Annotated in this window: 10 protein-coding genes; 7 read left to right on the top strand and 3 right to left on the bottom strand. The window is 72.0% G+C overall.

What is annotated here, in order from left to right; all coding sequences use genetic code 11:
* Positions 1-745: 2-oxo acid dehydrogenase subunit E2 (locus I5G_RS23340; protein WP_036329154.1), on the bottom strand; the 745-nt coding region annotated here is incomplete at its 3' end.
* Positions 746-884: 139 nt separating this feature from the next.
* On the opposite strand from I5G_RS23340, the gene I5G_RS17590 reads away from it, so the two are divergent.
* Positions 885-2,339: a GuaB1 family IMP dehydrogenase-related protein gene (locus I5G_RS17590; protein ID WP_022880234.1), complete on the top strand. Its 1,455-nt coding sequence runs from the start codon at positions 885-887 to the stop codon at positions 2,337-2,339.
* Here I5G_RS17590 and I5G_RS23345 read toward each other — a convergent pair.
* A complete protein-coding gene (locus tag I5G_RS23345) occupies positions 2,329-3,303 on the bottom strand; it encodes a glycoside hydrolase family 76 protein (protein ID WP_022880235.1) in 975 nt (324 codons plus the stop codon). The two genes, I5G_RS17590 and I5G_RS23345, sit on opposite strands and share 11 nt — an antisense overlap.
* A gap of 150 nt (positions 3,304-3,453) precedes the next feature.
* Here I5G_RS23345 and I5G_RS17600 point away from each other — a divergent pair, with 150 nt between their 5' ends.
* Complete coding sequence (locus tag I5G_RS17600) at positions 3,454-4,797, top strand: hemolysin family protein (RefSeq protein WP_022880236.1); 1,344 nt, start codon at positions 3,454-3,456, stop codon at positions 4,795-4,797.
* Positions 4,794-5,855: a hemolysin family protein gene (locus I5G_RS17605; RefSeq protein ID WP_022880237.1), complete on the top strand. Its 1,062-nt coding sequence runs from the start codon at positions 4,794-4,796 to the stop codon at positions 5,853-5,855. Before I5G_RS17600 ends, I5G_RS17605 begins: the two co-directional genes overlap by 4 nt.
* 109 nt (positions 5,856-5,964) lie before the next feature.
* On the opposite strand, the gene I5G_RS17610 is transcribed toward I5G_RS17605, so the two are convergent.
* Positions 5,965-7,023, bottom strand: a complete 1,059-nt coding sequence (locus tag I5G_RS17610) for an NADH:flavin oxidoreductase/NADH oxidase (RefSeq protein WP_022880238.1) — start codon at positions 7,021-7,023, stop codon at positions 5,965-5,967.
* 29 nt (positions 7,024-7,052) lie between these two features.
* Here I5G_RS17610 and I5G_RS17615 point away from each other — a divergent pair, with 29 nt between their 5' ends.
* The 4 genes from I5G_RS17615 to I5G_RS17630 form a co-directional block, all read left to right on the top strand.
* Positions 7,053-7,904, top strand: a complete 852-nt coding sequence (locus I5G_RS17615; protein ID WP_022880239.1) for an ADP/ATP-dependent (S)-NAD(P)H-hydrate dehydratase — start codon at positions 7,053-7,055, stop codon at positions 7,902-7,904.
* 114 nt (positions 7,905-8,018) lie between these two features.
* Positions 8,019-9,323, top strand: coding sequence for a glycosyltransferase family 87 protein (locus I5G_RS17620; protein ID WP_022880240.1), 1,305 nt, complete (start codon positions 8,019-8,021; stop codon positions 9,321-9,323).
* A 9-nt stretch (positions 9,324-9,332) separates the two neighbouring features.
* Positions 9,333-9,656, top strand: a complete 324-nt coding sequence (locus I5G_RS17625; protein WP_022880241.1) for a thiamine-binding protein — start codon at positions 9,333-9,335, stop codon at positions 9,654-9,656.
* Positions 9,657-9,965: 309 nt separating this feature from the next.
* Positions 9,966-11,071 (top strand): MFS transporter (locus I5G_RS17630; protein WP_022880242.1); only part of this gene is annotated, 1,106 nt, incomplete at its 3' end.

The raw sequence follows: 11,071 nt of genomic DNA on the forward strand, positions 1-11,071 counted from the left end.
CGAGGAACTCGCCGAACGTCAGCGTGTCGGCGCGCTTGATGCTGGGCACCAGCAGCGCCCGCGTGCCGTCGGGCTTGGGCATGTCGATGGCGATGCCGAGGTTGATGTGCGCGGGGGCCACGACCGAGGGCTTGCCGTCGATCTCGGCGTAGTACACGTTCTGGCTCGGGAACTCCTTGAGCGCCTGGATGAGCGCCCACCCGATGAGGTGCGTGAAGCTGACCTTGCCGCCGCGCGTGCGTGCCATGTGGTTGTTGATGACGATGCGGTTGTCGATCATCAGCTTGGCCGGGATCGTCCGGACGCTGGTCGCGGTGGGGACCGTGAGCGAGTCGTCCATGTTGCTCGCGAGGGCCTTCGGCATGCCCTTGAGGACGGTGACGCGGTCTTCCTCGGTGCTCTCCGCGGTCGCGGACGGCGCGGCGTTGGGCGCCTGCGCGGGGATCGGCTGCGGCTTGGCGGGAGTAGAGGTGGTGCGCGCCACCGGCGCCTGACCGACCACCGGGATCGGTGCCGTCACGGGCTTCGGTTCGGCCGGTGCCGCCTGGGGCGGGGACGGGGGTGCGGCGGCGGCGTCGGCGGCTCCGTCGACGACCGGATGGTACGCCTCCAGAATCGGCCACCAGGCCTTGTCCACGGAGTGCTTGTCGACTTTGAACTGTTCGTAGAGCTCGTCCACGAGCCACTCGTTCGCGCCGAACTCGCCCTCGCTCGAAGTACCGACGCCCGTCACCTGGCTCGACACAGTCGATCGCCTGCTTTCCTCGATGAAGATTCGTGTGGATGCACGCAGTGAATCCTCGTTGCGCACTCTCTCCAGCCTAGCCGAGTATTCCCGTCCCCTCCCGGGTCGCGGCATCGATGGATGTGATGAGGTGGATGCCATGGAGTTCTCCGGTGCACAGCCCGATGTCGATCTGACCTACTCGGATGTCTTCCTGGTCCCGCGTCATTCCGAAGTGGGCAGCCGCTTGAGCGTCGACCTCGCGCCGGGCGACGGGAGCGGCGCGACCCTTCCGCTGGTGTCCGCCAACATGAACTCGGTCACGGGTCCCCGTCTCGCGGCGACCCTGGCGCGCCGCGGCGGCCTCGGCGTGTTGCCGCAGGATCTGACACTGCCGCGCTTGGTCGAGGCGGTGGCGTGGGTCAAGGCGCAGCCCGTCGCGTGGGACGCCGCCCTCGTGTTCCCCCCGTCGGCCACGGTCGCCGAGGCCCGCCGCGTGCTCCCCGCCGTGCCCGGGCGGGGAATCGTGGTGGCCGATCAGCGCGAGGACGGCACGATCCCGCTCGACGGCTATAGGGGCGTCGTCCCGGCCCCGCGCCTGGCCACCGCGCTCCCGGACGCCACGCTCGGGGACATCGCCCGCGCCGACGCCCCGCCGGTCGAGGTCGAGCGGATCGGCGACCCCCACGAGGTGTTCGAACTCGTCGGCTCGGCGGACATCGTCCCCGTCGTCGACGGCGACCGCATCGTCGGGACGCTCTCCGCGCGCAGCGCTCTGCGCGACTCGGTGTACCGCCCGGCCGTCGACGCCGACGGTCGGCTCATCGTCGCGGCCGCCGTGGGGATCAACGGCGACGTGGCAGGGAAGGCGCGCGCGCTCGCCGCGGCCGGTGTCGACGTGCTCGTGGTCGACACCGCGCACGGCCACCAGGAGCAGATGCTGCGGGCGCTGCGCGAGGTCGCGGCGCTCGATCTCGGCATCCCGATCGCCGCCGGCAACATCGTCACCGCGGACGGCGTGCGCGACCTCACGGACGCGGGCGCCTCGATCCTGAAGGTCGGCGTCGGCCCCGGCGCGATGTGTACCACGCGCATGATGACCGCCGTCGGGCGCCCGCAGTTCTCCGCCGTCCTCGAGACGGCCGAGGCCGCTCGCGCGGTCGGAGCCCACGTGTGGGCCGACGGCGGCGTGCGCTATCCGCGCGACGTCGCGCTCGCCCTCGCCGCAGGGGCCGCGTCCGTGATGATCGGGTCGTGGTTCGCCGGAACGATCGAGTCGCCGGGTCTGCTGCGCACCGACGAGGACGGCCGGACGTTCAAGGAGTCCTGGGGGATGGCATCCACCAAAGCCGTCCAGGGGCGTTTCCAGGGACTGGATGCCTTCGAGCGGGCCCGCAAGGAGCTGTTCGCGGAGGGCATCTCGTCGTCGCGCATCTATCTCGACCCGCAGCGCCCGGGAGTGGAGGACCTGCTCGACATGATCACGTCCGGTGTGCGGTCGTCGTTCACGTATGCCGGCGCCGCGACCGTGGCGGACTTCCACGAGCGGGCCCGCGTGGGACTGCAGTCGGCCGCCGGATACGAGGAGGGCAAGGCCCTGCCGGTCAGCTGGTGAGACCCACCGAGGCCGTGACGTCGGCCTCGAGCGTGATCCACGCGCCGAGCTGGACCGAGAGGTCGAGGTCGTGCCCCTCCGGGCGCGCCTCGCGCCGCGGGTCCGCCGGGAACCGACCCTCCCGCCGCATGTCCCACAGCGCGTCGGCGTTGCGTCGCACGAGACGCCGGGCGCGATCGGCATCCACGCCGTCCAGGTGCGACGCGGCGAGGCCGAGATACCGGGCCAGGATGCCGGCGAACAGGCCGCCGTCGCCGCCCCCGGCCGCGGGGAAGAGGTCGTCGTCCGCCGCGCACCACCGGTCGACCGCCTCCAGCACGGCCGCGGCGCGCGCGCGGTCGCCGAGGGCGAGGGCGGCCCCGATCGCGACGCCCTGGTTGTACGTCCACAGGTCGGGCCGGACCGCGCCGTGCTCGATGCCGTCGCGCACGAGACCGGTGTCGGGATCGTCGAGCGTCTCGGCAATCCACTCGGTCAGCTGCGCGGCGAGGGCACGGTGGCGGCTGGGGGCGAGCACCATCGCCGCCGGCCCGTTCGCCGGGGCGTTGTAGAGGACGCTGCGGGTGCGCCAGGGGAGGGCCCCGACCGCGGGGTTGTAGGCCCGCGCGAGGATCCGGGCGATGCGGGCGCGCGCGTGACCGTGCGGGCGCGTCTCGGCCAGCGCGAGTCCCATCCAGGCGATGTCGTCGTAGAACGGTGTGGTCCAGCGGCCGGCGGTGCGCAGCGTGACGCCGCGGAGCAGGTCGCCGATCAGGCGGCGCCGGGCGGCCGAAGGCCGATGCCGCTCGGCCTCGGCCAGCGCGTGCACCAGGTGCGCGTGCCACCAGTAGTGCCACATCCGCGCTCCGTCGCCCGCGGTGGAGGCGTGGGCCCAGGCGACCGGGCCGTGCCGGTGGACGTACGCGGCGAGCACCGCGTCCTCCGCGGCGGCGGCGCGCTGCTGCGCGGGGGGAGTGGCATCCATGACTCCATCCTGAACGGCATGAGGGGATGCCGATCTCCCGGTGCCCTCGCCACCGGGAGGCCCTAGAATCGTGGGCACGATGGACGACCCTCCCAGTTGTAGACCCGAGCCCCGACGACCCTCTCCCGCGATGAGCGGGGGTGACGCGTGATGGATTACGTCATGTTGGGCGTGGGGCTGCTTCTCACGGTGGGCACGGGCCTCTTCGTCGCGAGCGAGTTCGCGCTGGTCAATCTCGATCGCGCGGACCTCGAGGCGAGACGCGACGCGGGCGAATCCCGCCTGTCGCTCACGATCGACGCGCTGCGGATCACGTCGACCCACCTCTCCAGCGCACAGCTGGGCATCACGCTGACGACGCTCCTCACCGGTTACACGATGGAGCCGGCGATCTCGAACCTCCTACGACCGGTGTTCCTGTCGTGGGGCATCCCGGATGCGGTCGTCATGCCGGTCTCCGCCGTGCTCGGCATCGGCATCGCCACCGTGCTGTCGATGATCCTCGGCGAGCTGGTGCCGAAGAACTTCGCGCTCGCCGTCCCGATCCAGGCGGCCAAGCTCGTGATGCCGTTCCAGGTCGCCTTCACGATGATCTTCCGACCGGCTGTCGCCGTGCTCAACGGCAGCGCCAACGGCGTGCTGCGCGCGGTGGGCGTCGAGCCCAAGGAGGAGCTCTCCGGTGCGCGCACGGCCGAGGAGCTGTCCAGCCTCGTCCGTCGCTCCGCGAGCGCCGGTCTGCTCGAGAAGGACACCGCGTCGCTCCTCGATCGCAGCCTCACCTTCGCCCGGCTGAGCGCGGCCGACGTCATGACCCCGCGCCCGAGCGTCCACGCGCTCGCCGCGGGGGAGCCGACGGATGCCGTCATCCAGCTCGCGCGCCGGACCGGGCACAGCCGCTTCCCCGTCTACGACGAGTCGATGGACGACATCATCGGCGTCGTGCACCTCAAAGCGGCGGTCGGCGTCCCGCGCGATCGCCGCGCCGACGTCCCCGTCGCCGCGCTCGCGACCGAGCCGCTCCGCGTCCCTGAGACCGTGCACCTCGACACCCTCGTGACCGAGCTCCGCACCCGCGGGTACCAGATGGCGATCGTCGTCGACGAGTACGGCGGCACGGCGGGCGTCGTGACGCTGGAGGACCTGGTCGAGGAGATCGTCGGCGAGGTGCTGGACGAGCACGACCGCTCGCGCGCGGGTGTCGTGCGCACCGCGGCATCCCTCACCTTCCCCGGCGACCTGCGTCCGGACGAGCTCCTCGACCGCGCCGGGGTGCGCGTGCCCGAGGGCGACGTCTACGACACCGTCGGCGGATTCCTCATGGCCGAACTCGAGCGCATCCCGAAGGCCGGCGACACCGTCGAGATCGAGGAGGGCCTCCTCACCGTGCAGCGCATGGACGGGCGCCGCGTCGACCGCGTCCAGTTCACCCCCGCGCCCGCCGAAGAGAACGTCGACGACCTCGTGCGCGCCGCCAAGGGAGGTGACCAGCGATGAGCGACTGGGCCGGAATCGCCTGGCTGGTGGTGCTGCTCGCCGCCAACGCCTTCTTCGTCGGGTCGGAGTTCGCCGTCATCTCGGCGCGCAGATCGCAGGTCGAACCCCTCGCCGAACGCGGCTCGCGGTCGGCCAAGACCGCGCTCTACGCGATGGAGCACGCGACGCTCATGCTCGCGACGTGTCAGCTCGGCATCACGATCTGCTCGCTGCTGATCCTGAACGTCTCCGAGCCGGCGATCCACCACCTCATCGCCGAGCCGCTGGGGCTGACCGGGCTCTCCGAGGCCGCGGTGGACGTCGCGGGCTTCATCGTCGCGCTGCTGCTGGTGTCGTACCTGCACGTCGTGTTCGGCGAGATGGTGCCGAAGAACCTCGCGTTCTCGCTGCCCGACCGTGCCGTGCTGATGCTCGCTCCGCCGCTCGTGGCCGTGTCGAAGGCGTTCTACCCGGTCATCGTCGCGCTGAACTGGACCGCGAACCACATCGTGCGGCTGTTCCGCGTCGAGCCGAAGGACGAGGCGACCTCGACCTACACGCTCGACGAGGTCGCGACGATCGTGAACCAATCGCGTCGCGAGGGCGTCCTGGACGACGCGGCGGGAACGGTCACCGCGGTGGTCGAGTTCACGGAGAAGAAGGCCGCCGACATCGCGGTGCCGATGGCGGACCTCGTCACGCTCCCCGAGACGACCACCCCCGCCGAGATCGAACGGGCCGTCGCCCTGCACGGGTACTCGCGCTACGTGATCGTCGATCCGCACGGACACCCGACCGGATACGTCCACCTCAAGGACGTCCTCCGCGTGGCTGACGGACCGGAGGACGAGGCCCGCATGGCTCGGCCCATCCCGGCCAAGCGCATCCACCACATGGTGTCGGTGCTCGAGACGACCGACCTCGAGGACGCGCTCGCGCTCATGCGGCGCTCGGGTCGGCACCTCGCGCAGGTCCGCGACGAGAGCGGGGAAGTGCGCGCCGTGCTGTTCCTGGAGGACGTCATCGAGGAGCTCGTGGGCGAGGTCCAGGATGCCACGGCCCGCCGCCGTTACGCCTGACGGCGGGGAGTGGCATCCGGGCTCCTTCGCATGACCTCAGCGATCCGCCCATCCTCAGCGCCCGTGCCGGGTCGCGGCGGAGGATGTGCGGATCGCTGAGGTTGCGCGCTCAGTACGCGCGCAGGTACTGGGCCGGAGCGGGGACGTCGGCACCGAGCTCGACCGCCGCGCGGAGCGCGTAGTGCGGGTCGCGCAACCACTCGCGGGCCGAGAGCACCGCATCGGCGCGGCCCTCGGCGACGACCGACTCCGCGAGGTGCGCGTCGTCGATCATGCCGACGGAGGCCACGAGGATGCCGGTCTCGCGGCGTACCTTCTCCGCGAGCGGCACCTGGTACCCGGGGCCGGGCTGGATGCTCTGGTGCGGGACGAGTCCGCCGCTGGAGATGTCCACGAGGTCGGCGCCCGCCGCGGCGACGCGCTGGGCCGCGCGGACGGTGTCGTCGATGTCCCAGCCGCCGTCCGCGGCATCCGTGCCGGAGAAGCGGACGAACACCGCCGCGTCGGGCGCGGCCCCGCGCACCGCGGCGGTCACCCGCTCGAGGAGGCGCACGCGCCCGTCGAACGATCCGCCGTACTCGTCGTCGCGGTGGTTGCTCAGCGGCGAGAGGAACTGGTGCAGAAGGTACCCGTGGGCGGCGTGCACCTCAAGGACCTCGAAGCCGGCCGCGACGGCGCGGCGCGCGGCATCCGCGAAATCGGTGACGACCTTCTCGATGCCCGCGGCGTCGAGCTCCCGCGGCTCGGCGAAGCCGGGGTACGCGATCGCCGAGGGGGCCACGGTCTCCCAGCCGCCGTCCTCGGCGGGCACGGATCCGCGGCCGCCGGTCAGCGGCGACGTGGTCGACGCCTTGCGCCCCGCGTGGCCCAGCTGCACGCCCGCAACCGCACCGCGCGCGCGGATCCCAGCCACGATCGGCATCCACGCCTCGACCTGCGCGTCGTTCCAGAGTCCGACGTCGTCGGGGGAGATCCGTCCCTCCGGCGAGACCGCCGTGGCCTCGGCGATGACGAGCCCGGCGCCCCCGGCGGCGAACTGCGCGAGGTGCACGTGGTGCCAGTCGTTCGGGATGCCGTCGACCGCGCTGTACTGGCACATCGGCGAGACCCACAGGCGGTTGCGCGTCTCGATACCGCGGATGGTCAGGGGAGTGAAGAGGGTGCTCACGTCGGCCTCTCTCGTTCTAGGGTGACGCCATGACGGCGAGGGACTGGACCGGGCACGATGCGGCCCGCACACTTCGAAGGCCAACGGACGCCGACGACAAGTATTCCCGCGGGGTCGTCGGACTCCGCACGGGCTCCACGCGGTACCCGGGGGCAGCGGTGCTCGGCGTCGAAGCCGCCTGGCGCACCGGCACCGGCATGGTGCGGTACATCGGTCCCTCGCGGGCGCAGGACCTCGTGCTGCAGCGGAGGCCGGAGACCGTGACCGCGGACGGCCGGGTGCAGGCGTGGGTCATCGGATCGGGCACGGATGCCACCGAGCGCGATGCCGCGGAGACGGCGGCGCTCCGCGGCATCCTGTCCGGGGACGTCCCGGTGGTGACGGACGCCGGGGCGCTCGACCTCGCGCCCGCGGCCTCGGCGCCGGTCATCGTGACACCGCACGCGCGGGAACTGGCGCGGCTGCGCGAGGCGCTCGGGCTCGACCCCGAGGCGGCGGTAGGCGATGACGCGCGGGAACGCGCGGCCGCGGAGACGGCGGACGTCCTGCGTGGGGTCGTTCTCTCGAAGGGGGCCGTGACGATCGTGGCCGCGCCGGGCGGGTGGGTGCGGCGCATCGCGACGGGCACGCCGTGGCTCGCGACCGCGGGCACGGGGGACGTGCTCGGCGGCGTCCTGGGGGCCGTGGTGGCGGGGGCGAGCGCCGCGGGACGAACCTCGCTCGACGACCTCGCGGCGTGCGCGGCGACCGCGGCGTGGCTGCACGGCACGGCGGGAACCGTCGCGGCCGCGAGCCGGAGCGGGGCCGGCGGGCCGATCACGGCGCTCGACGTCGCGGAGACCCTGCCCGGGGTGGTCGCGGGCCTGCTGGACGCGGACTGACGGACTCGATCCCATAACGGTTGCCCGCCGCGAGGCCCGGGACGCCGCGTCCGCGGGCGGTCGACGGCGTCCACTCGTCCGGGTCGTTCAGGGACGCCCGCTTAGGATGATCCGGTGGTGAGGCGTGTCGTCGTTCTGTTGCTGGCGTTCGTCGCCGTCCACGTCACGGTGGGGATTCTGGGCTTCCAACAGCCCAACGAGCCCATGGGCGACGTGTATCTGGTGTACGAACCGTGGTCGCGCTGCGCCCTCTTCGGCGGCATCGACGTCACGTCGTGCACGCGGTCGATCGGGTGGGAATGGCCCGGCATCACCGAGAAGTGGATCTACCCGCAGCTCGCGTTCCTGCCGATGACGTTCGCGTGGGTGTTCGCCTGGGCGACCGGCTACACGCAGGCGTGGGCGATCACCGTGTCGCTCGCGAACCTCGTGGCCTTCGTCGTCCTCGTCGGCTCGGGGCGGTCGCGCGGCCGCGTCATCGCCGCCGTGTTCTGGCTCGCCGCGATCCTGCTCATCGGCCCCGTCGGCCTCTACCGCATCGACGGGATCACGGTTCCGTTCGCGATCCTCGGCAGCATCTGGCTGGTGCGGCGGCCGTTCGTGGCATCCGTCCTCCTCTCCATCGCGATCTGGATGAAGGTGTGGCCCGCGGCGATCCTGGCCGCCGGGTTCGTCGCGATCCGGCGGCGCCTCGCGCTCGTGTGGGGGGCGGTCGCGGTGTCGCTCGCGACGATCATCCCCGTCGTGGCCCTCGGCGGAGCCCCGTACGTCTTCGGGTTCGTGGGGGACCAGACCTCGCGCGGCATCCAGATGGAAGCGCCGGTCGGCGGGCTGTACATGTTCCTGGCGTCGTTCTACGTCCCGGGGTCGCAGGTCTACTACGACGGCACGGTCCTGACCTTCCAGGTCTCGGGGCCCTTCTCCGACATCGTCATCGCGGCGATGACGCCGATCATGCTGCTCGTGATGCTCGCCGTCCTCGTCGTGGGCGCGCGGAAGATGTGGCTCGGCGCGACGTTCCTGAGCGTCTTCCCGCCTCTCGCCCTCGCCCTGGTCACCGCGTTCATCGCCCTCAACAAGGTGGGCTCGCCGCAGTACTACGTGTGGCTCTTCCCGCCCGTCGTGCTGGGCCTGATGCTCGACCGCCGACGGTGGTACGGATTCGCCGCGCTCACCCTCGCCATCGCAGGGGTGACGCAGTGGGTCTACCCGCTCGTGTACGACGGGCTCATGGCGACCAACCCGGCGCCGTTCCCCGTGTTCCTGCTCGAGCTGCGGAACCTCCTGGGCGTCGTGCTGATGGTGTGGGCGATCGTGCGCGTCGTGCGCGTCCGCACCGGCCGCGTCGCCCGCGCCAAGGACCTGCGCGAGTGGGTTCTCGGGCGCCGCTCGGTTCCCGCGCGGGTCTCCGCGACCTAGGCTCGGACCATGCTCATCGCGTTCTCTGTCGCCCCGTCCGGAGTCGGTGCCGTCTCGGCGGAGAACCCCGACGGATCCGTGCACGATGCCGTCGCGGCTGCGGTGTCCGTGGTGCGCGCATCGGGGCTGCCCCACCGCACGACCTCGATGTTCACCGAGATCGAGGGGGAGTGGGACGAGGTGTTCGACGTCGTCAAGCGCGCGACGGATGCCGTGCTTCCCTACGGCTCCCGCGTCTCGCTCGTGCTGAAGGCCGACATCCGCCCCGGCCGGACCGGCGAGATCGACGGGAAGATCGAGCGCCTCGAGCGCGCGATCGACGACGCGTCCTGAAGCCGCCGGCCGTGGGGCGCGGTGTGCGTGGCCAGGCGGGTGCGGCCGGGGCGTGCGTGGCCGGGGTGTCCGTGCCCGGGCGGGTGCGGCCGGGGTGGCCGTGCCGGGGCTGCGTTTCGGGTGCGGCGTTGCGCGCCGGCATCCCTCGATAAACGCTCCCGCTCGGCATAAACGCTCTCTCCGGTCGTTTATGTCGAGCGGGAGCGTTTATGCGCCCATGCTGCCCGTACGGCGCGGCGCAGGCGCGGGGGTGACGCGCCGCGCCGAATCGATTCGACACGGCCCGGTGCGGGCCGCTAGCATCGCGGAGTGACCTCTTCGACGACCTCGAAGGGCGCGGCGACGCGGGCGCTCCTTTCTCTCGCCATCGGCAGCTTCGGTATCGGCATGACGGAGTTCGTCGTGATGGGCCTGCTGCCCAACATCGCGCGCGACCTGCTCCCTTCCGCCTGGGCCGCCTCGCCCGACGACGCCATCGCGCAGGCGGGCTGGCTCGTGTCGCTCTACGCCCTCGGCGTGGTCGTCGGTGCGCCGACGATCGCGGGGTCGGTCGCCCGGTTCCCGCGGCACCGCGTGATGATCGTGCTCGCCGCCGCCCTCGCCTTCTTCACCCTTCTGACCGTCATCGCCCCGACGTTCGAGTTGGTCGCGGCATCCCGGTTCCTCGCCGGACTCCCGCACGGCGCGTACTTCGGCATCGGCGCGCTCGTCGCGGCCGACGCCCTCGGCCCCGGCAACCGCGCCAAGGGCGTCGCGTTCGTGCTCACCGGCCTCACGATCGCCAACGTCGTCGGTGTGCCCCTGGGGACCCTGCTCGGTCAGCAGGTCGGGTGGCGCGCGGCTTTCGCCGTCGTGGCCGGCATCTTCCTGCTCGCGACGCTCAGCATCGCCCTCTTCGTGCCCGCGCATCCCGGGATGCCGGGACGCCGACTCCGCGACGAACTCCGGGTGTTCCGCCTCGGCCAGGTGTGGTTCGCGCTGGGCATCGGCGCCATCGGGTTCGGCGGCTTCTTCGCGATGTACAGCTACATCGCGCCCATGATCACCGAGGTCGCGGGGCAGCCGGAGTGGGTCGTCTCGCTGGTCCTCGTGATCGTCGGGCTCGGGATGACCGTGGGGAACGTCGTCGGCGGCAGCCTCGCCGACAAAGACCTGCGGTTCTGGCTCCGCGTGGGTCTCGTATCCCTCGCTGTGGCATCCATCGGGCTCGCCCTCACCGCGGGGTGGATCGTGAGCCTCGTGGCCTTCGCGTTCCTCGTCGCGTTCTGCGGAGCAGCGCTCAGCCCCGCGATCCAGACCCGGCTCATGGACGTCGCGGAAGACAACCAGTCCATCGCGGCGGCGCTCAACCACTCCTCGCTCAACATCGGCAACAGCCTGGGCGCGTTCCTCGGCGGTCTCGTCATCGCCGCCGG

The organism is Microbacterium sp. B19 (assembly GCF_000333395.1).
Lineage (GTDB): Bacteria > Actinomycetota > Actinomycetes > Actinomycetales > Microbacteriaceae > Microbacterium.